25 protein-coding genes are annotated in these 23,009 nt (G+C 34.5%); 2 read left to right on the top strand and 23 right to left on the bottom strand.

Annotated elements, in window-relative coordinates:
- Positions 1-3 precede the first annotated feature (3 nt).
- The 16 genes from G9F74_RS18855 to G9F74_RS18780 form a co-directional block, all read right to left on the bottom strand.
- Entirely contained in the window at positions 4-1,113 is a 1,110-nt protein-coding gene (locus G9F74_RS18855; protein WP_000616448.1) for a flagellar hook-length control protein FliK, read from the bottom strand.
- A 10-nt stretch (positions 1,114-1,123) separates the two neighbouring features.
- Entirely contained in the window at positions 1,124-1,534 is a 411-nt protein-coding gene (locus G9F74_RS18850; RefSeq protein ID WP_000360857.1) for a hypothetical protein, read from the bottom strand.
- 116 nt (positions 1,535-1,650) lie between these two features.
- On the bottom strand, positions 1,651-2,955 hold the full coding sequence (gene fliI / locus G9F74_RS18845; RefSeq protein WP_001060540.1) for a flagellar protein export ATPase FliI: 1,305 nt from the start codon (positions 2,953-2,955) through the stop codon (positions 1,651-1,653).
- Complete coding sequence (locus tag G9F74_RS18840) at positions 2,952-3,641, bottom strand: FliH/SctL family protein (RefSeq protein ID WP_000051701.1); 690 nt, start codon at positions 3,639-3,641, stop codon at positions 2,952-2,954. Before G9F74_RS18840 ends, fliI begins: the two co-directional genes overlap by 4 nt.
- Positions 3,628-4,632, bottom strand: coding sequence for a flagellar motor switch protein FliG (gene fliG / locus G9F74_RS18835; RefSeq protein ID WP_000883355.1), 1,005 nt, complete (start codon positions 4,630-4,632; stop codon positions 3,628-3,630). Before fliG ends, G9F74_RS18840 begins: the two co-directional genes overlap by 14 nt.
- A 13-nt stretch (positions 4,633-4,645) precedes the next feature.
- Complete coding sequence (locus G9F74_RS18830; protein ID WP_000411360.1) at positions 4,646-6,220, bottom strand: flagellar M-ring protein FliF C-terminal domain-containing protein; 1,575 nt, start codon at positions 6,218-6,220, stop codon at positions 4,646-4,648.
- Between the two features lie 22 nt (positions 6,221-6,242).
- Positions 6,243-6,542, bottom strand: coding sequence for a flagellar hook-basal body complex protein FliE (gene fliE / locus G9F74_RS18825; RefSeq protein ID WP_000701668.1), 300 nt, complete (start codon positions 6,540-6,542; stop codon positions 6,243-6,245).
- Between the two features lie 16 nt (positions 6,543-6,558).
- On the bottom strand, positions 6,559-6,972 hold the full coding sequence (gene flgC / locus G9F74_RS18820) for a flagellar basal body rod protein FlgC (RefSeq protein ID WP_000484909.1): 414 nt from the start codon (positions 6,970-6,972) through the stop codon (positions 6,559-6,561).
- Between the two features lie 20 nt (positions 6,973-6,992).
- The gene (gene flgB / locus G9F74_RS18815; RefSeq protein ID WP_001113112.1) at positions 6,993-7,400 is read right to left on the bottom strand and encodes a flagellar basal body rod protein FlgB; all 408 of its coding nucleotides are present in this window, start codon (positions 7,398-7,400) and stop codon (positions 6,993-6,995) included.
- Between the two features lie 369 nt (positions 7,401-7,769).
- A complete protein-coding gene (locus G9F74_RS18810; RefSeq protein ID WP_001058081.1) occupies positions 7,770-8,042 on the bottom strand; it encodes a hypothetical protein in 273 nt (90 codons plus the stop codon).
- On the bottom strand, positions 8,032-8,400 hold the full coding sequence (locus G9F74_RS18805; protein WP_001149518.1) for a flagellar export chaperone FliS: 369 nt from the start codon (positions 8,398-8,400) through the stop codon (positions 8,032-8,034). The genes G9F74_RS18810 and G9F74_RS18805 overlap by 11 nt, the downstream gene beginning before the upstream one ends.
- Before the next feature lie 22 nt (positions 8,401-8,422).
- Complete coding sequence (locus G9F74_RS18800; protein WP_000929294.1) at positions 8,423-9,805, bottom strand: flagellar hook-associated protein 2; 1,383 nt, start codon at positions 9,803-9,805, stop codon at positions 8,423-8,425.
- 19 nt (positions 9,806-9,824) lie between these two features.
- Positions 9,825-10,688, bottom strand: coding sequence for a flagellar hook-associated protein 3 (locus G9F74_RS18795; RefSeq protein WP_001266434.1), 864 nt, complete (start codon positions 10,686-10,688; stop codon positions 9,825-9,827).
- Between the two features lie 207 nt (positions 10,689-10,895).
- A complete protein-coding gene (gene flgK, locus G9F74_RS18790; protein WP_001239720.1) occupies positions 10,896-12,194 on the bottom strand; it encodes a flagellar hook-associated protein FlgK in 1,299 nt (432 codons plus the stop codon).
- Positions 12,195-12,211: 17 nt separating this feature from the next.
- Positions 12,212-12,664: a flagellar export chaperone FlgN gene (flgN, locus tag G9F74_RS18785; RefSeq protein WP_000275891.1), complete on the bottom strand. Its 453-nt coding sequence runs from the start codon at positions 12,662-12,664 to the stop codon at positions 12,212-12,214.
- 15 nt (positions 12,665-12,679) lie between these two features.
- Positions 12,680-13,144 (bottom strand): YaaR family protein, encoded by a 465-nt coding sequence (locus G9F74_RS18780; protein WP_000946323.1) that lies wholly within the window; start codon positions 13,142-13,144, stop codon positions 12,680-12,682.
- A 143-nt stretch (positions 13,145-13,287) separates the two neighbouring features.
- Between G9F74_RS18780 and G9F74_RS18775 the strand changes: the two genes are divergently transcribed.
- Positions 13,288-13,785: a hypothetical protein gene (locus tag G9F74_RS18775; RefSeq protein ID WP_001020087.1), complete on the top strand. Its 498-nt coding sequence runs from the start codon at positions 13,288-13,290 to the stop codon at positions 13,783-13,785.
- Positions 13,786-13,824: 39 nt separating this feature from the next.
- Positions 13,825-14,607: a CheR family methyltransferase gene (locus tag G9F74_RS18770; RefSeq protein WP_033668478.1), complete on the top strand. Its 783-nt coding sequence runs from the start codon at positions 13,825-13,827 to the stop codon at positions 14,605-14,607.
- 78 nt (positions 14,608-14,685) lie between these two features.
- Here the strand turns inward: G9F74_RS18770 and G9F74_RS18765 are convergent, their stop codons facing one another.
- From G9F74_RS18765 to G9F74_RS18735, 7 genes are all read right to left on the bottom strand, one after another.
- Positions 14,686-15,402, bottom strand: a complete 717-nt coding sequence (locus G9F74_RS18765) for a hypothetical protein (RefSeq protein WP_016108116.1) — start codon at positions 15,400-15,402, stop codon at positions 14,686-14,688.
- A 27-nt stretch (positions 15,403-15,429) separates the two neighbouring features.
- Positions 15,430-16,767: an Ig-like domain-containing protein gene (locus tag G9F74_RS18760; RefSeq protein ID WP_016108115.1), complete on the bottom strand. Its 1,338-nt coding sequence runs from the start codon at positions 16,765-16,767 to the stop codon at positions 15,430-15,432.
- Between the two features lie 29 nt (positions 16,768-16,796).
- Complete coding sequence (locus G9F74_RS18755) at positions 16,797-18,440, bottom strand: flagellar motor switch protein (RefSeq protein ID WP_001115037.1); 1,644 nt, start codon at positions 18,438-18,440, stop codon at positions 16,797-16,799.
- 270 nt (positions 18,441-18,710) lie between these two features.
- A complete protein-coding gene (locus G9F74_RS18750) occupies positions 18,711-20,696 on the bottom strand; it encodes a chemotaxis protein CheA (protein ID WP_001192579.1) in 1,986 nt (661 codons plus the stop codon).
- Between the two features lie 129 nt (positions 20,697-20,825).
- Entirely contained in the window at positions 20,826-21,194 is a 369-nt protein-coding gene (locus G9F74_RS18745) for a response regulator (RefSeq protein WP_000940571.1), read from the bottom strand.
- A gap of 150 nt (positions 21,195-21,344) precedes the next feature.
- Positions 21,345-22,022: an OmpA family protein gene (locus G9F74_RS18740; RefSeq protein ID WP_000596044.1), complete on the bottom strand. Its 678-nt coding sequence runs from the start codon at positions 22,020-22,022 to the stop codon at positions 21,345-21,347.
- A gap of 19 nt (positions 22,023-22,041) precedes the next feature.
- Positions 22,042-22,875 carry a flagellar motor protein MotP gene (locus tag G9F74_RS18735; protein ID WP_000502107.1) on the bottom strand — a complete coding sequence of 278 codons (834 nt, stop codon included), beginning with the start codon at positions 22,873-22,875 and terminating at the stop codon, positions 22,042-22,044.
- Positions 22,876-23,009 lie beyond the last annotated feature (134 nt).

The following is a 23,009-nucleotide window of genomic DNA, read 5'->3' as shown; positions in this document are numbered from 1 at the left end:
GCTTTATTCCTCCAATAATCCCGCAAATTCTTTTGATTGTTGTTTCTCATGTTGCGTACTTGCTAATTTCTGCTTTTGTCTTTGTTCTTGTTCTCGCTGTTCTTTACGGTTTTCATCTTTATCCGAATAGCTAATTTGAATATTAATTTCTTTTTCTTTTAGCTTTAGCCTCAATTCATCAAAAATGATTTCAACACGTTTTTTTGCATCGTGTTTTTCCATTTCTACATGCACATCAATTTGGTCGCCATGCTTTTTCATAAATACAGTTAACGTTCCAAATTTTTCTGGATTTAGCTGGAATAAAACACGTTCTTGTTTCACTACAAATTTTTGCAATGCTTCTACTTGCGCTTCCATTTTCTTTCCTAAGTCAGGTAATGTAACCTTCTCAGCGCCACTATTTGATTTTCCGATTTGATCAGTACTCGTCGCTTTATTTAATAACTCCGCACCCGTGGAACTCGAATCACTTAACGAATCGACTTCTGGCAACTCTACCTTCACATCATCGCTCTCTGATTTCAGAAGATCTACATCTTTAGACTCTTCTTGTTTTTTTGCAATATTACAAGTTTCTGTCTCTACAACTTTCAAAGCCTGCATCATTTGCTCTGGCATCTTCACTTTGTCTAACACCATTTGCATTGTATCTTCTAAACATATAGCATTTTTAATATTCATATTTGAAAGGAGCTCTTGTAATTGTTGTAATTCACCTGCGGGTAATTCGTTAAGTTTTATATTTCCATATTCTTTATACAGCTCTTGTATTTTTTGTATGTATTGATATAACAATTCTGGTTGCACACGTAATTGCTCAATTGCAACCATTTGCTCAGATACAGCTAATAACAACTGTTCTGTCTCTTTTTTTTCTTCTTTCTTTACACTTGGTTCTTCTTTCGTTACCGATGGTTTAGAAAGATTATATTCTTTTTTCTCTTCTTTTGGTGCTTCTTCTCGTTTCGTTTTCTCCGTTTTCGGCTGCTGTTTATTTTCCATTCTCAACGTACGATCAAATGAAGAATTTTCATTTTTCGATTGTATTTCTAGCCCTTTTTCTTTTTGCGGAGGTAAACTTTGTTGCACCGGTAATACAGACTGTATCACTACATTCACCTCATCCATTCATACACATTTTTAAATCAAGAAGCATTTTTTCTTCTAGCTTTTCTTGCACTTTTGCAAGCTTCTTACAATCTTCTTGATACATTTCATCAATGACACGTTCTTTTTCTTTTACTTGCTCTAAAAGGCTTTCATTTTTTTGAATAAAACCTTCTGTTTTTTTAATTTTTCGATTCCATTCTTCTATTCTTTCAGGTGAAAACGTATGTGAAGAAAGCATGCCAGCCATAATACGTTGACCAGTTTGTACGACTTTGCTACGTGATTTCACAACGTATAAATCATATTCTTTTTTTTGTTCTATTTTTCTTTTTTCAGCTGTTAGTTCGTACACTTCTTTTAAAATATGTTCTTTTTCTTGATTTATTTGCAATTTTATCGTGTCGTACTGCTGTTTATCCACCTGTTTTCATAGCCCCTTCCTATTATAACGCTCTCTTTTTCTATTATATAGTTTTTTTCCAAAAAAATCTGTGAAATATTAAAAAACAAAAAAATAAGACCCCTTTAGTAGAGGCCTTATACTATATGGTGTATCGCTTGAACGATATCATCAAATTGGAAACTATCCGATCGACCTTGCTTTAAAAACGTATTTATATCTTCTACTTTATTTTTACATTCAAAAATATAAGCATTTTCTTCATTTTCTTGAATCGTCCCTAATTTAAAGTACAATTCATTTTCTTTATAAATAGATAAGATTTTTCTCATTTCATTTGCAAGTTGCCAATGGTTAGGCGACACAATTTCTTCCATAATCCTACTTACTGAATCTAACACTGAAATGGCAGGATAATGACTAAGCGTAGCAAGCTCACGCTTTAATACAATATGTCCATCTAAAATACCACGTGCTAAATCTGGTACAGGACCGTTTAAATCGTCTCCATCAACGAGTACGGTATAAATACCTGTTATAGATCCTTTTTGTGTTTTACCAGATCGCTCTAACAACTTCTTCATATAACTTTCCATTAACAGTGTTTTACCACCAATCGGTAACTCTTTCACTGCAATATCAACACTTCGGCGCGCATCAGCAAAACGAGTAACTGAATCCATCATGAGTAGTACGTTATTGCCTTGATCACGGAAATATTCAGCAATGGATGTGGCAAGCTTTGCCGCGCGAAGTTGCATCAGATGGCTTTCATCTGACGTCGCTACAACAACAACGCTTTTCCTCATACCTTCCTCACCTAATTCTTTTCGAATAAAGTCTTTTACTTCTCGGCCACGTTCTCCTACTAAACTAATAACGTTAATATCAGCTTTTGCATTTTTTGCAATCATTCCAAGTAAAGTAGATTTACCAACACCTGATCCAGCGAAAATACCAATCTTTTGACCGATACCAATTGTTAGCATAGAATCAATTGATTTTATTCCCGTTTCAAATACATCAGTAATCTCTTCACGCTCAAATGCATGAATAGGGGGGGCATCTAATTTTATTTTCTGTAGTGGAATGTTTTCAGCGTTCTCATTTAACACTTCACCATTCGCACTTAACACCTTTCCAAGTAAATGATCACCACGAGGTACAACAACATCTTCTGCAATTAATGTAACTGAATCCCCGTAACATACTTTTTCTGTCTGTCCAAATGGGAGTAACATATTATTCTCTTTTTCAATCGCAATTACTTCACATAAAACATTATGTTCTCCAACGAAACAAACATCACCAATTTTTGCTTTCGGTCCTTTCGCTACGAAAAACTGTTCTTGTACACTATGAACTTTACCAATTTTCGTATAAAACGGTGTGTCGATAAACGTATTCCACTTATTCTGTTCATTTATGAGCTTGTTGTTCATACATTTTGCTCCTCAAACAACTTCTCTTCTTCCCATTTCTGACGAAGCTTCGCAAATATAGGTGCAAATTTAAATTCAAAAAACTCTTTCTCTTCCTCCAAAACAAATTCACCGAACTGCAGGGAGAAATCATATTTCCATTCTACTAATTGTAGTAACCAATACTCTTTCGTATTTTCCTTCTCTTCTTGAATACGTTCAAACGTTTCTGGATGTACTGTTATTATTAATTTTTCAAATGAAGTAGGCAACGTTTGAACGATGCCAGTTAAAATTGGTAACACATCAAGTAATCGCGAATCTACCGCTTGGTTTACGATTTTTTCTGCTAGATGAAAAGATTGATCCCACAATAACTCTGTCCATTCGTATGCTGTTTCCTGTTGTTCTTTTTGAAACTGCATACGTGCTACTTCCATCTGTTCCATTTGTTCATGAATATGCATTTGAAATTGTTCTTTATCTTGTACTAGCTGCTGACGCTCTCGTTCTAGCATTTGCTGCCCTTGTCTTAACTGATTCATTTCCATATGTAATGATTCTTGCTGGGCGCGAAGCTCTGCATGATCAGCTTGTAATTCTTCCTCTTCTATTTGGACTGAAGCTGGTTTTGGAAATTGTAATTCATACGTTTCTTCAGAAAAAGAAACAGAATTCTTCGGAATTCTGTTTTTAAATAAGGACATCCCCTTCACCTCTTTGAACGATAATTCTTCCTTCTTTTTCTAGCTTTTTAACTGTACCTGTAATCGTTTGCTGCGCTTTTTCAGCATCCGTCATCTTAAGCGGTCCTAAGCCATCTAATTCTTCTAGAATCATCTCTTTACGGTTTGAAGACATACATGTAAATAATTTCTCTTTAATTTCTTCTTTTGCAATTTTAAGTGCTTTCGCAAGAACACCGTTATCTGAAATTTCTTCCAATACACGGCGAAGCGCAAGATCTTCAAGACCAAGTAAATCTTCAAAGACAAACATATTTTCTTTAATTTTCTCAGATAACTCATAATCGACTTCATCCAGCTTTTGAAAGACTGTTTTTTCAACACCTCGTGAAACATTATTTAAAATGTTCACGATCGTTTTCAAGCCATCTGTTTTATTAATTGCACTAAATGCCATATTATTTAATTTCGCTTTTAACAACTCACCAATTTGATTAATTAATTCACCATCAACTTGTTCTAGTTTTGCAATACCCATTACAGTCTCTACTCGTTTATGATCTGGCAATCTCTCAATTAATTGAGAAGCAAGTTGCGGTTTAATGTAAGAAGCAATTATCGCAATCGTCTGTGGTGATTCATCATTGAGCACTGTAAGAAGTGGTTCTAAATCTGTAAGTGAATTTAAGAACTCAAACGGATTATCTTTGTTATACCAAAGATCTTCCAATAATTTTTCCAGCTCGTCTTCGGGCATGTTTTTAAATATGCGACGAATGTACTCTTTATCTGGAGTGACTAAGTTTAATTCTTTTACATTTAATTCATATAAGAACTCCCCTAGCACATTTTCTAACGTTTCTGGTTTATATACACGAAACTTCGCAATTTCACGAAGTAATACTTCTTTTTCCTCAGCTGTCATATATTCAATGACTTTTGCTGCCACCCCTTCGTCTAATGTACGAATGAGGATGGCAGCTTTTTCTTTGGAGGAGATTTCATCTAACATCGTTGTTCCTCCCTTACTGTCCGTTTAACCATTTTTTAATTACTTTTGCAGTACCTTCTACATGTTCTTTCGTAGCTTCCTGCACTTGATCATCTAACGTTGGTTCTTTCGGTCCTTCTGGTTCCGGTGTTGGCTCTGGCACTATTTTTTCTTCAGGAATTTCCAGAATACTTTCATTACTTGCGGCAATTTCCTCTTCGGCTAAGTATTCTTCATATTCCTCTTCTTCTCTCTTTTTCTTACGTCTTGCTAAGAAGAACCATACTAGACCAATTAGTGCTAACAAGCCAGCTGTAATTCCACCGAATAACCACCAGTTCATACCACTTTTTTCCGGCTCTTTCTCTTTTTCAACTTTCGGCTGGTCGAACTGAACAGTTACAACGTTAACTTGACCGTTTGTAAAGTTTCCATTCGGATCAACTTGAAGCCCAGCTGCTGTGCCAATCGCTTCTTTGAAAGTCGTCATATCAATTTTTCGTTTTACTAACGTATCATTATCTACCCATACAACAACATTTGTTTTCGTTAATTCTGGATGTTTCTTAATTGTTTCAACTGTTTTATCTATTTCATAGTTTTCAATTTTGTTACCATTTTTATTATCATAGACAACTTTACCGTTTTGATTATTGTTCGTACCGTAGTTTGGCACGTCACCGTTCGCTGTAATACCAGCACCTTGCTTCGTATCTGCTCCTTCTTGTGCAGTAGAGCTTTCCTCTTGCTCTTGTTTACTACGAAGCACACCTTTATCACCATATTTTTCTGATTGACGTGTAACCTCATCGTAGTTTACAGAAACTTTCGTATTCACTTTATATTCATTTGACTTAAACATCGTCATTAACGTTGCGTCAATATCTTGCTTTAATTTACCTTCAATTTGATGCTGCATCTCTACTTCTTTTTCATAAGAAGAGGAACTGTTAGAGTGCGCTTCATCTGCTCCTTTTGAGATGATACCTTTTTTACTATCAATAACACTTACTTCTTCTGCTTTCACGCCAGGAACTGCCGCACTAATCATTTGCTGTATACCAGCAACTTGATCAGCTGTTAATAATTGTCCACGCTTCACACCAACAGTAATCGCCGCTGTTCCCTTTGCTTTTTCTTCATCAAAAATTGTTTCTTTTTCAGGTAATGTAATTTGAACATTTGCCGTTTCAACCGTCGCAAAATTTCGTACAATATCTTGCTCCAATTGTTTTTTCGTACCGACAATTTGCTTCATTTTTTTATCTTGCTCACTTGACCCGAGCGAGCTTTCTAATAATATTTCCTCGCCGCTCTTAGAATTAAACGGTAAGCCCATTCCATTCATTTCTTTTCGAACCCATGGAGCATCATTCTTTTGCACACGAATTGAACCATCGGCCGCTAATTGGTAATCGACACCTAACTTCGATAATTCTGCTGTAATCTCTTGCTTATCTGCATCATTTAAATTTTGATATACAACAACATATTTATCTGGCAAGGTGAAGTATAAAAGTGCTCCTGTTACAACCGCTAAAAGCGCAGCACCGATTACTAACTTATGCCACGTTTTTAACGATTGGATAACATTTTTTATCTTTTCCATTTAAACACACCCGTCCACTTTCCTAAATTTGCATATTAATTAGTGACTTATAATTTTCAATAAGATTATCACGTACGAGAGCAGCCGTTTTCATTTGAGATTCAGCTTTTTTTTGCTGAATTAAAACGTCATGTGTTTCTCCTACCCCTTTTGTTAATAAATCATATACTGCTGTTTGCGCATTATTTTGCGTTTGATTCATATCTTCCAATAAATCAATAAACTTTTTTCCCGGAGCTACAGAAGTTTCCGAAGTTTTCGGTGCACCAATTGACTGAATTGCTCCAAATGGCTGTGTATGTAACATTGGTTGAATTTTCATATCCCTATCTTCCCCCTTATCCTCGTCCAATTTCTAAATCTTTATCGAGCATTTTTTTGTTCGCATTTAATACACTTGTATTTGCTTCATACATTTTTTGAGCAACCATAACATTCGTCATTTCAGCAGTTACATCAATATTTGGATAACGTACATATCCTTCTTCATTTGCATGCGGATGCGTCGGATCATACACTAAGTTTTCCGTTTTGTCTGCTTCAATACTTTTTATTTTCACTCCGTTAGTAGGAGCCCCGTCTAACATACTTGCAAAACTATTATTTGATTCTAGCACCACACTACGACGCTCATATAAATCTGCCCCCGGAGCGGCTGTCGTATTCGCATTTACAATATTGTTTGAAGTAACTTCCATCCACTTTCTCGCTGTCGTTAGTCCTGAGCCACTTGCATTCATTGCCTGAAACATCGTTGTCTCTCCTTCTACCTTTAACGTCCACGTGCCGCTTGGTTAATTGCGTATTGTGTATTAATTGCATTAATTGAAATACCGTATAACTGATTTGCTTTCATTAAATCTAGCATTTCTGTCGTTACATCCACACTATTTCCATCTTGATTCTTTTGCATTGATTTCGTTTGAATCTTTGCATACGTATTTTTCATATTTACTGTCGGTAAGTGCATTTCATTCGTTTGATATAAATCTGGATTGCTCTTTAAATCAGCCGCATTGTTCTTATATAACGCACTGCTCTTACTCATCTGCTCAGCAAATGTTACATCTTGTGCTTTATAGCCAGGTGTATTCGCATTTGCAATATTACTAGAAACAGTATTTCGTTTCGTTACTAAATAGTTCATATAATGGCTTACATCACTCACTAAATCTGGCATATTCCACACCCTTCCTTTTCTACCTTAATGATCCACTGATGGAAGTTTCACTTCATTATTTATTTTATTATATGTATTTATTAAAATATTAACTATTATGTACCCTTACATATTTTATTCCATTTTTCCATTGTTGTCTTTAGAAAAATACAAAAATATAAAAAAGAATACAAAAAACTGTATACAGACAGTGATCCGTGAACTATTTTCATATATGAACTACACATTAAAGTTCATTTTTATATTATTTAGATTACTACTATTTTTTCATTACAGTCATAAAATGAAACCTCAATCAGCGGAACTATTTACTTAAACAAAGGAATGGATCCCCTTTAAAAAGGGGAAATCCATTTGTAAACTGTATTATTAATATTTACCGTAAAATGAATTAGCTTTCATTCGTCCATCATTTGTCATAATCATTTCTTCCAAAATCTTTTGCTTATCTCGAATATGCTGCGCTGCCTTAATAATGAATGGACTTACTTCTGCTGCAACTTGCGCACGCGTTTCTTCATCCAATGTCATCATCCAGCGATTTAACATCTCACTCTTCTCAGCAAACTCTCCATCTGACACTTGCAATTCACCGATTTCATTAAAACAGCCGACAAACGTCCGATAAATATCATTGTTCATTTTCAAGTGCTCCGCGGTAACCGTCTATTAAATCTTGTAACACTTTCACAATCGCATCCATGTCTTTTGCTTCACGCGTTACTTTCATCGTCTGAATTTGAATACTAATCCAATCGTATAAACCATAAAGACTATCATATAAGTCTTTCGTAATTTCAGGGTTCAATTGAAGCTTTAATTCTTCAAAAATACGTTCTAACTTTTCAAGAAGCGCGTCTCCTTCTTGTAGTTTAAAAGTATGTAAAAGCTCTTCTAAATTACGAAACTCTACAATACATCTTTCATAGATAAAAATTGTATTTTTAATCGGATTACTCGTCATAATATCATTTTGCATATAACGTTGCCATGCTTGCATACCATCACTTCCTTAACTTTCATTAATCATCACTTTTTTGTTTTGTCATTGCTTTAATTGTTTTGAGCTGGCTATCAAGCGCCGCTAATGTACTTTCTAATTTTTGATACTTCTTCACAATTTCATCTTGCTTTTGCAAGTTTTGCGTCTCGATATCTTTAATCTTTTTATCTAAATCACTTACACGTGAGTCAATATTTTTTACTCTCTCACCGACTACACCTTTATCACCAAATAGTTTATCAAGTGGCTCTTCCATCATTTTTCCTAAACCGTTAGAACTAAAGAAAAATTGCTTCGCTGCATCAGGTTTTTCTTTTAATGCTTGTGTTAATTTTTCATCATTAACTTCCATCGTTCCATCTTGCTTTAATTGAATACCAAATGTGAATAAATAATTACCATCTTGAGAAAATGTTACGACATTGTTCATCGCTTGACGTACACTTTGCATAATGGCTTGACCTTGGAAAGCCCCACCTTTTCCTGCAAAGATATCTACCGTACTAACAGCTTTATTATAATCCGCAACCATCTTCTTAATAACATTCGATGCATCTGTTACGTTTGAGTCATTTACTGTAAATTTTAGGTCTATACCTTTTGTTTTTGGATCTGGTGTTGTGCCAGCATCTGGTGTCCCTTCCACTTTTGGCTCAGTTACCTTTAATAATTCAATTTTCACGCCTGGAAGAGCCTCAATTGTATTGGTAAAGCTTTCAGCTGTGATACCATTAATACTATATTTAGCATTTTGCGCTTCATTGATTACATTAAGCGCTACTCCATCCGCATTAGCTAAACCAATATCTTGAAATAGTGTAGATGTGTTCCCCTCAAACTTAATTACTCCATCTGTTCCTTCTTTTTTCGAGGTCATGAAAATTTTATTTCCAAGTGTATAAGCTGATACGCCATAATCTCCATCATTAATCTTATTAATTAAATCTTTATATGTCATATCAGTTGTTACTTTTAATTCTTTACCGCCTAGTTTTAATGTTTCATCTTTAGGAAGCTTTGCATTTATATCTGTAATGTCATTTGAAGCTATTTGATGACGCTGCGCTAGCTGTGTAATTGTCATATTAAAAGTTCCTGCAATCGCACCACCATCAGCTTTTACATTTATATAACCGTCTTGTGTTGTCGTTACTTTTTTTTCATTCCCTTTAAAAGCCGCTAAGTTTTTAAATGTTTGTGTGAAAGAACTAAATTCTGATTTTAAACTTGTATATAATAATTTATCATTTGTAAGGTCGTTCTTTTCTTTCGTATACGGTGTTTTCCTCATATCTAACGCATTCATTTCTAATTCGACGAAGTTTGAAGTATCGATCATATTATTTCCGAGATTCCAAATTTGTTGTCTACCACCAATACCTGTCATCGTTGTTCCTGCCATTTTTCTCACTCCTTATAGATTACATGTAGTCTAAAATACTCGTTTTACTCATCGTGCTAACTGCTTTAAGCGTCGCTTCATACGTCGCATTTATATACGCTAAGTCAGAAATTGCTACCGCTAAATCGACATCCTCAATTTCTTTACGATTTTCTTGAAGCGCTAAATTTTGCTCGCTTAAAATTGTTTTAAATGTTTCCATTGTGTTCATTGTTGAACCAACTTCAGTTGTACGGTTAATGATGCCATCTAAGTTTTTCTTATTTTCTCCTAATAACGGTTGTAACGCTTTTTGGTCACCTTTTTGCATCGCTTCGCTCATCTGTTTTAACGTTTTTATAACCGGAGATAATAATGCTTCTCCGTTACGAAACGCTTTTAATTCATAACCGTCATTTAGTTGCCAATTTACATCATTTTTTCCACCTTGGTATGTACCATCTTCTGTAAATGGTTGCTTCTCCGCACTATCACCACCGAAAATATAACGACCTTGCTCTTTCGTATTCGCTAAATATACAACTTGTTTTAAAATTTGATCAATCTCTGCACCGATGGCTTTCAATTCTTTTTCACCATTTGGCTCATTTAATGCCTGCACCGTTAATTGATCTGCTCTCGTTAAAGATTTAAAAATACCTTGTAAAGTATTCTCAGTTTGTGTTAATACATTTTTCGAATCGGCTAAATCTTTTTGCATTTGTTCCATATTTGCCAATGAATGTTGAATTGCAAATGATTTACTTGCTGCAAGTGGGTCTTCACTCATAAGAAGGTTTTTCTTCCCCGAAGTTACTTGATTTCGATGATATTGCTGTTGCACGTTCAAATCCATTAACTGATTCTTTGCCCAGCTTGCATTTTGAAATGTAGATACTCTCATCTCTCTCTTCTCCTTTATCTATATTTGAATTGGTGTTAAGAAGAATCCACAGCTTCCTATCGCTATCCTCTTAACTCACTTAACCTACAACCATTTTATATTTCTAGTCTTACATCGATTGGGCCAATGATAGGCATTGAACGCCTCTACCATCCGTAGGTCCTCTTTCTAACCATAAAAAAGAGGGGATTTCTTTTCTAATTCACATTATCTAATAATCGAAAATAGACTATCAAACACTTCATTCATCGTAGTAATCGCTTTAGAGTTCGCCACGAAATATTTTTGGAAGGCCATTAAATTTACCATTTCCTCTTCCATATTTACCCCTTCGACGCTCATCTTCTCTTGCTGAATACCTTCTAATAAGTCTCCATGAATTTTTTGATAAGCATTCACTGCACTTTTATCAGAAGCTACACCTACTATGAATTGGTCTAATGCTTGTTTATTAGAAAGGCCTTCTTTATAATCGCCATCTGTAATTGCTGCTAGTTTATTTGCTGTTTCAGCAGATATTTTCATTTTCGAAATGTCTTTTGCAAATTCTGGATTTAATTTCATATCTTTCGCATAATCGCCAACGAAGAAATCTTTTCCCATCACTGTATTCACTTGATTTTTCACTGAACTCATTAAACCTTCAAGGTTTTTTTTATATTCAACAATCTTCGCTTTCGTATCAATCGCTGATTTTATTGCTCCGCTAGTTACAGAGATTTCTGAACCGTAAATCTCAACTGACATTGGGTCTTTTTCTTTATTTAATTGAAGGGGATATGTATCTTGTCCACTTACTGTTAAAACACCATTCATTCTAACGCTTGCAATATTAGGATTCATAGATTCATAAGATACTTCTATATTGGCATACTTAGACATCTCTGTAACGATGCGATCTCGTTCGTCTAACAGTTGATTCGGTACTTGTGTGCCTGCTTGTCCAATTTTTTTATTCGCTTCTGCTAAACTTGCGGCAAGACGATTAAATTCATTAACATGTGCTTCAATATCTTCTGTCGTCTGTGCTTCCACTGTATCTAAGTTTTTCGCAAGACGATTTACTTGGCTTGTGAACTTCCCAGTTTCAGAAATTAATGTATCGTAGTAATTTGGTTGTTCTGGATTTTTTGCCACTTCACGAAAAGCATTAAAGAAGCCGTCCATTAAACTAGATAATGAATTTTTTCCTGTCGTCCCTACCATAGACTCTACTCGTGATAACGTTGAATTCATGTAATTATAGTAAGAGAGTTGTGATAATTGATCATTAAACTGTTTCGTCTTCACTTCATCAGTAATACGATCGACACCTAACGTTTGTACACCGTATCCAATTCTCTGTTCTGGCGTATGACCATTGCTTGCTCCAACAGATCCGTAATTCACCATTTGACGCACATAACCCGGTGTATGAATGTTAGACAAGTTTTGTTTCGTTGTTTGTAACCCCATTTGAGCCGCTAACATACCTGATAGCGGTGTATTATAATCAGATAATCTCATAAAGCTTCACTTCTCCTTTACAATAGTTCATTCATAAAGATTTGCGAATTATTGTTTCGCTCCAAATTATATTCAGAAACGGAATCCACAATACTTTCTGTAGTTTTTAATAGTACGTTTAAGTAATATTGATTTTTTAAAAGAATCATTTTTACATTCTCTTCTAATTCAACTAAGTTTTTTTGTATTTTTTCCATTTTTTCAATTTCTTCATGGGAAAAATACGAAAATAATGCACTCACGCGAGATGGCTCAACGCCCTTTTCTTTACAAAACTGAACAACCATTTCTTCAAATGCGCTCGATAATCCTTTTAAACCATCAATGTACTGCAATTGCTCTACTTGCAACTTTTGAACTGCATTTACATTTTTATGTTTTAAATTCTCATATATTTGTTCTCCAAGCGTTTGAATGTTTTCATATGCTTTTTGAATAATAACGAGCTTCTCATATAATTGTATGTACATATAGCTTCCTTCCTTTTACAAGACTAAATTTACAATTAAACCGTGGATTTCTCCAATTTGATTTAACATTTCTAAATGTCCAGTTTTTGTATTAATTAAGTTCATCACATCTTCTAATTCATTTAATCCCATTTCTGCTTGTTTCACAATCGTCATTTTCTGTGAATATCCGTAACGCGGATGACGAGACATAACGTCTTTATATTGCAATACATTATCTACGTAAAAATTCAAAAATGATTTCACTGTATTTTTGTATTCCATGACATTATCAAGCGTTAATTCCATTTCAATTTTCTCTTTTATTTCTCCAATATTATCGACAAACGCTTCCATTTGTTCTAGCAATTTATCTTTTTTCGGATCTGCATGCAAATTATCCGAAAATGCAAGTCCTGTCCTGACATTTGCTTCTTTCGGCATTTGAGTAGCAGGCGGTATATGCGATAAAATTGGATTATGCGAGATAGAACGTAGCATATATATCACCTATTTATTTTTTTATTTCTTCCTAAACTTAATCGTAAAATCCAGTTATTTATAATTATACTCTGAACAGTAATATTTTGCAGTTATTTTTTATAAAAGATATGTTACAATTTAGCATGAGGTGGCACAATTCTATGAATATTTTTCTTTGTGGTTCAAATCAATTAACAGCATTAGATCAAGATGAAATTAAAAAATTTCTAACTGACTATGCTCACAAACATAAAATTTACATATTATGTTATAAATCTATCGAAAATGAAGTTCTTCGTTTTTTCATTGAAAACGAAAGACTCGCTCAAAATTTATGCCTTTACACGCTACAACCGTTACAAGCATTAACAGATGAATTTCAAGAAGTCGTTCATTACTTAAAAAAACACGGAGCCGAGTATGTTGCTTTTGATCATCCTTCCGACTCCATTTATCGATCAGATTTTATGTTTTTTGTAAAACAAATTATTGAAGATACCGATTTAGTTCTCTGTTTTTATAACGGGGACAAACATACATCTGTCATTCCCATTGACGTTGCAAAAGAAGCGGGTATTGATGCTGTTATTTATGATTTACCAGGTTTACATGAAAAACAGATGAAAAAAAGCTTTGAACAAAAAATTCGTATGATGTAAAGGGGGAGGCACAATATCGTTATTGTGCCCATTGTAAATATGATACTTGAACAAGATTATGATCATTTTATCGCGAGTTTTAAACAACAATACAATATGGATATCGCTTCGTATAAACAAGATAGAATGCGCCGTAGAATCGATGCTTTCATTTCAAGAAAAGGATTTGACAACTACGTAAATTTCTTAAATCATTTACATACCGATCAAAATTTATTTTTAAGTTTTATAGACTATATTACAATTAACGTTTCAGAATTTTTCAGAAATAAAGAACGCTGGCAAACGTTAGAGACGAAAGCACTGCCAAAATTACTTGAACAAAATAATGGGAAATTAAAAATATGGAGTGCTGCTTGCGCTGCCGGTGAAGAACCATATACACTCTCTTTAATTTTATCAAAACATCTATCTCCATTTCGCTATGAAATTCAAGCAACGGATCTTGATTTTCATATTTTAGAAACTGCGAAACGCGGTCAATATACAGAACGTTCTTTAAAAGAATTACCTATCGATTTGAAAGAGCGTCATTTCACAAAAGAGAATGATACATATTCATTGCATCAAAACATTAAGCAAAACGTTTCGTTCAAACAACATGACCTCTTAATGCAGTCATTCGATACAAATTACGATTTAATTATATGTCGTAATGTAATGATATACTTTACAGAAGAAGCAAGAGTAAAGCTTTATGAAAAGTTTAGTCGTTCTTTACGAAAAGGCGGTGTACTATTTGTTGGTAGTACAGAACAAATTTTAACACCCGAACGTTACAACCTTCAGCGGTTCGATACATTCTTCTATGAAAAAATATAAAGTGAAACTTTAATCAGCCCATACCAATCGGGCTTTTACGGGATTTAAAAAGGTCGTCACAATGAAGTGACGACCTTTTTATATAACTCGAATTAAAATGATACCAACAATCCATATAAAGAGAAAAAGAAACGTCATAGACCATTTATGTTCTTGCATTGCATGTTTCAACGCCTGTGACAATTGTGTCATATTCATTTCTGCGAGCGCTCTCCATACACTGACATCCCGATCTTTTGCCGTGCGGTCTGTAACGCTAATTAAAATGGTTTCGTTAGACAACTTCGTTATATAAGCAGTAATAACCGTTACCATTAAATTTATATTTCCTTCTGAAGAATCACTCTCCACTCTAGAGATAAGTGCACTTACATCTAATAACGGAATATGTACCTTTCTACCAAATGATAGTTGTACTTCAGCGAAATCATATGTTCCATCTAATAAAGGAAGATCTTTTATATGCGCCTGCTTAACAAGTCCTTGTAAACTTCTAATTACTTGTTCAAATATTTTTTCTGTTTGCTTACCTTCTCCAGATAACGTATGTAACTTTTTAAAGAGTTGTAACACTGTATCCATCTCTTTAGAAAGTATTTCCTTCATAATCTTTCCATCGCCTAAACTTGCAAGTAAAATGCCTATTTCATTATTTTTCGAAATGATTTTAGACTGCCCACTAAACACTAAATTACTATGCTTTCGTTCTTTCTGAATTTCATGTTCCGAAATAGCTGCAGGCTGTTTTAATGGTTGTAGCGTCTTATTTTCAACTGTCGTACGGTTAATTTCCATTTAAATGCCTCCACTACTACGAAATGATTAGCCCCATTCTTTATTACTCTTTAAAACTAAAAATAGTACAAATAAACCTGACATAATAGTAAACACATTAGAAGCTTGTACTCCTTGTTCACTTCTTTCTTCTTTCTTATCTTCTGGCTCTGTTTTCTTTTTCGAAACGTCTTGCTTGTCATTTTTACCTGTTTTCTCTTTTTGAGCCTTTACATTACTTACTTCCTTATTATCTGCCAATGGGTCTTTTATAACGTGAGGGAATTCCTCTTTCTCTTTCAATGTTTCTTGTATAAACTCATTTACTTTCTCGTCTTGCTTCGGAATTTGAACAACTGGAAGTTTTTCTTCTGGAAGCACGATCTCTACTTTCGAATCTTCTTGCTTACTAATTTCTTTCTTATCTTCTACTTTATTTTCATTCTCTTGCTCTTCTGTTTTTTTATCATCTTCCATTTTTTGTCCCAAAACAGAAACGATATATTCACTTTCCGCAACAAGTTTATTGCCTGCAGCATCCACTATTTCTACAAATAGTTTATACTGTCCATTTGGCAAGGCATCAGTTAGTTCAAATACTTTTTGCCAATCCATGTCACGCTTGTTGTAGTCTAATAAAAAGGGAATTTCTTTATCATCTTTCCCTTTTAATGTAACGCGCACTTCTTTCACAGCAGATTCTACATCGGCAGCTTTCACTCGTATATGTATAGAATCTCCCTGTTTCCGTTCAATTAAGTTCTCTTTTGCTTCATCAATAGTAACTTTATGTAACTTCGGCAATTCTTTATCTATAGTTGGTGTTTCATTTCCAATACGAACGAGCGGGACTTTCACTTCATTTTCCATGAGCTCTTCCTTCTCATTTTCTTTGTAACTTTGAACGAGATGAAGATTCCAATCACCTTGTAAATCAAAACTCTCGACTTTATAGTTAGCAATCCATCGCTTCGTTTCTTCATCATACTCAAAAGATAGCATTCTTTCTTGTGCATACTGCTCGCCATTTCTTTGTAACTGCAATATACCTTTCATACTTTGAATGTCTTTCTCGTTTGGCTCTACAGTAATCCGCATTTCTTCGCCAACTTTTAGCTCTGGCTTATTTACTGTAATAACACCTTGATCCGTTTCTATCTTTCTTTCGCTCTTTTGTTCATTCGTCACTTCTTTTTGTTCATCTTCACCTTGATTTATTTCTACTTGCTCTGGCTGTTCTTGAAGTTTCTTATTTTCTTCTATTACTTCCAATTTATTTATTTTTTGCTCTGGCTCAATTTGTTCTTCCGCCTGACTTTGCAGGGGGAAGAACAAGCACACATGTATACATAGCCAACTCATTAGAAAAAACTTTACGTTTTTCATCTACTCGTTCAAACTCCTATTTCAACGCCTTATAGCGATTTCGTCACTTTTACTCCGAAAAACCCATCTACATTTACAAGTTCACCATATGCCACTAATACATCATTCACATAAATTCGAATCGGTTCATCAATATCTTCATCTAGTACAACCGCTTCATTTTCTTGTAAACTTAATATATCTTGAATGGTTTTCACAGTACTTCCAAATACAAATTTCACATTCATTTCTACATTTTGTAGAATGGATGTATCCATATATACTGGTTCAATCTGTTTTACTTCTTTAAATTCAATAGGTTGTACAACTGGTGCCGCAATTTCTTCCTCTTCAATTTCTTCCGGGACAATCTCTTCTTGCTCCTCCACCATTGGATACAGAAGTCTTCTTACCATTTCTTTCGCTTCGGAAATGGGTAAAATTTGATACATTTTCGATTGAAGAAGATCGCCAATTTCAAGATTGAACGTAATTTGAACGAGTTCGTCCACTTCCATTGACTCTCCCAAGTATTCCATTTCTTCTTTTAACGTTACAAATTTGACATTTGGCGGCGTCATGTCCATTTTTTCTTGAAACATTTCCGACATCGCTGTTGCAGCATGCCCCATCATTTGGTTCATGATCTCTTTAATACCGCTTAGTTCTAATTCACTAAGCTCTTTTTCCGGATCAACTTCCCCTGTTCCCATCATCATTAAATCTACCATTGTTAAGGCAACATCTTTCGTAAATACGAATACGTTCTCATTCTTTAGCCCTTCAACAAAGTCGACATTTAAAATGACAAATGGCACTGGTACTCCATCATAATGACGAACATTAATCGCCTCTACATTTGGTGTACTAATCGTGACTGGCTGATTTAAAAGCGTTGATAATACCGTTGAAGCTGAACCGATTGAAATGTTCGCAATTTCACCGAGTACATCTTTCTCTTCTTGTGTTAAATGCTCTTTTTCAACATGTTCCTCTACAATCTCAGTTTCAACCAGTTCCGCCGGTTCATCTCTTTCTTCTACTTCACCAGATAATTGCAGTAATTTATTTATCATTCGTTTCGCATGTTCCACCGAAACAATTTGTACAAGTTTAGAGTTTACAAGATTATCTATTTTTAGATCGAACGATACTTTAACTATTGTGTTATTTCCAGTTATTTCAGAGATTTTCTCCATCTCTTCTGATAGCTTTACGACTTTAATTGTCGGCGGAGACATATCTACTGTATCTTGGAAGAATTCCGACATAGATGTAGCTGCGAATCCCATCATTTGATTCATCGCTTCTTGTACAGCACTTAGCTCTAATTCACCAAGTTCTTTTCCTTCTTCCACTTCACCTGTCCCCATCATCATTAAATCAGCAATTGATAGTGCAACATCTTGCTTAAGAACAAGAAGGTTTTCCATATCTAATCCTTTTGTAAAATGAATATTTAACACAACATGTGGAACTTCAACATCACTTGTATCATATAAATCTACCAATTCTACACGAGGAGCAGTAATGTTTACTTGCCTATTTAAAATTGTTGATAATACAGTCGAAGCTGAACCAAATGATATATTTGCGATTTCGCCAAGAATATCGCATTCTTGAGGTGTTAAATGCTCATTTTCTTTTTCTAGCACAATTGTGCTCGTTTCCCCGTTTGTGTGTTGCTCAGGCATTTTCCCTGCCTCCTCATTTCTGTTTTTCTATCAAATGATATAAAGTGACACTTTAATCAATGGGACTTCTATCCATTCCTCACTGATTATTAACCCGCAACTAGCAGGATAAACTCTCAACTTATTACACTCATTATATTTTAACAAACTGATTATACAAATCGTTACTCTGTATTTATTTCCAGTTATATAATTATTTTTATACATTCATAATAATTAACCAAAAAGCTCCCCAATTGTATACAAGTGGGGAGCTTTCCTTCATTCCTATTATAAACCTTCTGGGTTTAAAATGAGGACCACTCGTCCATCACCGAGAATCGTCGCACCAGAGAAATAGTTAGAACTCTCTGCAAAGAAGTCACCTAATGACTTTAAGACGATTTCTCTTTGACCGATAATTGTGTTTACAATAAGCCCATAGCTACGATGTGTATTACGAACAATTAACACAGGAACCATTTGACCATCATATGACGCAAACGCCTCATCTACTGTTTTTTCACCAAATACTGTACTTAAATGTTTCACTTCAATAATTTGGTTACGATAATTTAACACATCTTTTCCTTGTAAGGATTGGATGTCTTCTCTCTTAATTCGAATTGCTTCCACAATATTTCCAAGAGGTAAAGCATAACGCTTATCGTTCGTTTGAACAAGCATAGATTGAATAATAGACAAAGTTAACGGAAGTTCAATTCTGAATGTACTTCCCTTTCCTTCCTCAGAATCAATAATTAAATGTCCACCTAAACTATGAATCGTATGTTTTACAACATCTAATCCAACACCACGCCCAGAAAGATCCGATACAACTTCAGCTGTACTAAATCCTGGTTGAAATATAAGATCAAACACTTCACGATCTGTTAATCTATTCGCATCTGCTTCTGTTACAACACCATTTTTAATCGCTTTTTCTAATACTTTCCCTTTATTAATACCGTTTCCATCATCCGTAATTTGAATAACGACATGATTTCCACTATGAAACGCCTCTAATTTAATCGTTCCTGTCTCATTTTTACCTGCATCACGTCGTTTTTCAACAGTCTCAACACCGTGATCAATTGCATTTCGAATTAAATGAACAAGCGGATCACCGATTTCATCAATTACAATTTTATCAACTTCAGTAGTTTCTCCTGTAATTTGTAAATCGATTTTTTTACCTAAATCTTTCGCTAACATTCGTACCATACGTGGGAAACGATTGAAGACCGTTTCAATTGGAACCATGCGCATGTTTAAAAGTACATTTTGAATATCTTTTGAAATATCTCCTAATCGATTTAAATGCTCAATTAATTCCTTGTTTTGAATCGTTTGTGCCAATTCATCAATGCGCCCACGCTCAATTACACTTTCTTCAAACATATTCATTAATGTTTCGATTTTCTCTAATTGAACACGAATGGAGCGATTCTCCACTTTAGCATTTTTCGTTTTTACTGTGCTTTTAGCTGGTGTAGTATTAGCTGGTTGTTTCGGTGCTTCTACAGGTGATACAACCTGCGCAACTGCAGAAGATTGTATCATTTTCTCTATTTGCACAGCTTCTTGTGATGTATGTCCTTGCTTCACTTCTACTTTCTCAATTTCAGAAATATGAAGCACTACTTGTTTCAATTCTTCTACATTATAATCACTATCCATAAATACGGTGAACTCAAATCCGAAAGCATCCGCTTCAATTTCTTCAATACTCGGAACAGTTTTTTGTATATTACCTACATTTTGCAATGCTTCTATACACATAATGGCACGTACTGCTTTTAAAATAGCTTGCTGTTCTACCGTTATATGTACTTCATGCGAAACTCCACCATCGTTACCTATATGATCTTGCTCTATATGTTCTGTAGGCGTTACTACATTACCGTGCAATAATGCTTCTAATTTCTGTTTAGTAGAAACTACATCAATATTACCCATTCCGCCTTGTTGTACATCTGCAACCATCTTCTCTAAATTATCAATGCACTCAAAAATCACATCAATAATATCCGCATTGACCACGATATTCCCATGACGGATTTCATCTAACACATTTTCCATCTTATGCGTTAAATCTGCCATTTCCGCAAATTCCATACTTGCAGACATACCTTTAAATGTATGGGCTGAGCGGAATATTTCTCCTACAACATCCATATCGGCTGGATTTTGTTCTAAAGTTAGCACATTTTCATTTAGCGATTGTAAATGTTCTTCTGATTCCTCAAAAAATATATTCAATAGATCTGTTTGCATTTTAATCCCCTACCTGTCTAACAAACATTTCATTTATGTATAACAATTTAGTGTTTTAAAACGAGAAAAAAGGGGGCCACACGTGTATCCTCTATCACTGTTTTGATTCCTTGTGGCACCCCTTTTATATTAGCTATTTGCTACTTTTGTTAAAGCTTCGATTACACGATCCGCTTGGAATGGCTTTACAATAAAGTCTTTCGCCCCACCCTTAATTGCATCTAATACCATACCTTGTTGTCCCATTGCCGAACAAATAACAACCTTTGCACTTGAATCAATTTTAATGATTTCTTTTAATGCTTCAAGTCCGTCCATTTCTGGCATAGTAATATCTAATGTTACAATATCAGGTTGAAGTTCTTTATACTTTTGAATTGCTTCTACTCCATTCTCCGCCTCACCGATAATTTCAAATTCAGAATTACTTTTTAATAAGTTTTTAATCATCGTTCGCATGAACATCGCATCGTCTACAACTAAAATTTTATGTGCCATTCTTTTTGATTCTCTCCTTCTATGTATAAATATATCTTAATATTTCACCTTATCATTCTCACTCATTATACAAAATAAAATGATAAAATTTAATATTTTTTTAAAAGAATTTTCGTATTTTTATTATTTTATTATTAAAATAACAATATACTATTCTTTTATATAAATAACAACGCGACGATTTTTCTCCCAGTTTTGCGGTGAATCATTTGGTACAACTGGCTTTGTGTCTGCATATCCTACCGCAGCTAACCTCTTATCGTCCACATTATACACTTCGATTAAGTGGTGAATCATATTAGCTGCTCGTGCTGAAGATAATTCCCAGTTAGAAGGGAATTTCTCATTATGAATAGGTCTACTATCTGTATGTCCTTCCACAACGATTGGATTTGGTACTGATTGGAAAAATCCGACTAATTGACTCATTATCTCTTTTGCTTCTGGTTTAACGTTCGCATCACCCGTATCAAATATTAAATTATCTACGATAACGACACTTACCCCTGTATCTTCTCGATATACATTCACTTGACTAATACCGTTATTATCTACATATGCTTTTAACTTTTTATATAATTCATCCATTCTCTTTTTTGAGATCATTTTTTCATCATTTTTTTCATGTGTTATATCTGGTATTGTATTTTCCATTACTTTTGCATCTACTTGCTCCGCATCGCTAAACTTTTCAAGCATCTTTGACAATTTTACTGCATCCTGCTTTGATGTAGCAACTAGTAATACAAAGAAAGTTAATAATAACATCGTTAAATCTGTAAAAGTCGTCATCCAACGAGGCGATCCCTTTTGCGGTCGTTTTATCATCATACCACTCCTTGCAATATTAGGCTGCTCGTTTTTCTTTTTTTATCTTTGTTTCGTACACATACGTATCAAGTTTCAACTTTAATTTAGAAGGAATTTGCCCACGATACAATTCTGAAATTGCTTCAATTACAAACTTCTTCTCTGTATATAAATCCTCAATACCACGATACACCTTTTCCGCAAGAGGTATTGCAATCATATTCGCAAGTACTGATCCATATAATGTCGTTAGCATCGCCACTGCCATTCCTGTACCAATTTGTGATGTATCTTGCAAATTTTGAAGCATAATGATAAGACCAATTAAAGTCCCTATCATACCCCAAGCTGGAGCGAAATCACCAATTTTATCTAATAATGTTGCCCCTTTTCTTAGCTCATACACTTCTGTTTCTATATCTTTCATTAACACTTCTTTTAATTCATCTTCATCGTAGCCACTTAACATTAAACGAATCCCCTTTTGAATAAAAGGGTTGTCTACTTGTTCTCCATCAACTTCTAAAGAAAGTAAACCGTTCTTTTTAGACTTTTTCGAAAAATCAACGAACAAATCCGTTAACTGTTCTAAATCTTCTTCTCTTCTATGTAAAACAGTAAAAATACTTTTCGTATATTTTTTTATTTCTCCAAATCGATACGCCACAACAATTGTCGCTGCCGTTCCCCCTATGACAATTAAAATAGATGGAATATCTAAGAAATTTTTAAAAGCTTTTATTCCACCGCCACTAAGTACGATCGCCGCTATTACAATAGCGAAGCCTACTATAATGCCCATTGGACTAGAAATATCAAACTTCCTTTTTTTTCTTTCTGGTCTAGCAAATACTTGTTTTTCGTCTCCCATATTCCTGCCCTTTCCTTTTCATTTTTATAAAACATTTTTTTATTTTAATAATGCGTTTTCACATATAACGTTCATTATACGCTTATCATCTATTTATCGCAATATACTCATAAAATTGACACATTTCATTTCCA

The organism is Bacillus sp. EKM202B, assembly GCF_011066025.1.
In the GTDB taxonomy this organism is placed as follows: Bacteria; Bacillota; Bacilli; order Bacillales; family Bacillaceae_G; genus Bacillus_A; species Bacillus_A toyonensis.
This window is presented reverse-complemented; position numbering and strand designations above follow the sequence as displayed.

Excerpts from the sequence above, each read along its gene's own strand:
- flgC (WP_000484909.1), bottom strand. The coding sequence starts at position 6,972 with ATGTTTCAGGCAATGAATGCAAGTGGCTCAGGACTAACGACAGCGAGA.
- G9F74_RS18780 (WP_000946323.1), bottom strand. The coding sequence starts at position 13,144 with ATGCTACGTTCTATCTCGCATAATCCAATTTTATCGCATATACCGCCT.
- flgB (WP_001113112.1), bottom strand. The coding sequence starts at position 7,400 with ATGCCAGATTTAGTGAGTGATGTAAGCCATTATATGAACTATTTAGTA.
- G9F74_RS18745 (WP_000940571.1), bottom strand. The coding sequence starts at position 21,194 with ATGGCACATAAAATTTTAGTTGTAGACGATGCGATGTTCATGCGAACG.
- G9F74_RS18755 (WP_001115037.1), bottom strand. The coding sequence starts at position 18,440 with ATGCCTGAGCAACACACAAACGGGGAAACGAGCACAATTGTGCTAGAA.
- G9F74_RS18775 (WP_001020087.1), top strand. The coding sequence starts at position 13,288 with ATGAATATTTTTCTTTGTGGTTCAAATCAATTAACAGCATTAGATCAA.
- G9F74_RS18765 (WP_016108116.1), bottom strand. The coding sequence starts at position 15,402 with ATGGAAATTAACCGTACGACAGTTGAAAATAAGACGCTACAACCATTA.
- G9F74_RS18840 (WP_000051701.1), bottom strand. The coding sequence starts at position 3,641 with ATGTCCTTATTTAAAAACAGAATTCCGAAGAATTCTGTTTCTTTTTCT.
- fliG (WP_000883355.1), bottom strand. The coding sequence starts at position 4,632 with ATGTTAGATGAAATCTCCTCCAAAGAAAAAGCTGCCATCCTCATTCGT.
- fliI (WP_001060540.1), bottom strand. The coding sequence starts at position 2,955 with ATGAACAACAAGCTCATAAATGAACAGAATAAGTGGAATACGTTTATC.
- G9F74_RS18750 (WP_001192579.1), bottom strand. The coding sequence starts at position 20,696 with ATGCAAACAGATCTATTGAATATATTTTTTGAGGAATCAGAAGAACAT.
- G9F74_RS18805 (WP_001149518.1), bottom strand. The coding sequence starts at position 8,400 with ATGCAAGCATGGCAACGTTATATGCAAAATGATATTATGACGAGTAAT.
- flgN (WP_000275891.1), bottom strand. The coding sequence starts at position 12,664 with ATGTACATACAATTATATGAGAAGCTCGTTATTATTCAAAAAGCATAT.
- G9F74_RS18735 (WP_000502107.1), bottom strand. The coding sequence starts at position 22,875 with ATGGGAGACGAAAAACAAGTATTTGCTAGACCAGAAAGAAAAAAAAGG.
- G9F74_RS18830 (WP_000411360.1), bottom strand. The coding sequence starts at position 6,220 with ATGGAAAAGATAAAAAATGTTATCCAATCGTTAAAAACGTGGCATAAG.
- G9F74_RS18760 (WP_016108115.1), bottom strand. The coding sequence starts at position 16,767 with ATGAAAAACGTAAAGTTTTTTCTAATGAGTTGGCTATGTATACATGTG.
- flgK (WP_001239720.1), bottom strand. The coding sequence starts at position 12,194 with ATGAGATTATCTGATTATAATACACCGCTATCAGGTATGTTAGCGGCT.
- G9F74_RS18810 (WP_001058081.1), bottom strand. The coding sequence starts at position 8,042 with ATGAACAATGATATTTATCGGACGTTTGTCGGCTGTTTTAATGAAATC.
- G9F74_RS18740 (WP_000596044.1), bottom strand. The coding sequence starts at position 22,022 with ATGATAAAACGACCGCAAAAGGGATCGCCTCGTTGGATGACGACTTTT.
- G9F74_RS18795 (WP_001266434.1), bottom strand. The coding sequence starts at position 10,688 with ATGAGAGTATCTACATTTCAAAATGCAAGCTGGGCAAAGAATCAGTTA.
- fliE (WP_000701668.1), bottom strand. The coding sequence starts at position 6,542 with ATGAAAATTCAACCAATGTTACATACACAGCCATTTGGAGCAATTCAG.
- G9F74_RS18770 (WP_033668478.1), top strand. The coding sequence starts at position 13,825 with ATGATACTTGAACAAGATTATGATCATTTTATCGCGAGTTTTAAACAA.
- G9F74_RS18800 (WP_000929294.1), bottom strand. The coding sequence starts at position 9,805 with ATGGCAGGAACAACGATGACAGGTATTGGTGGTAGACAACAAATTTGG.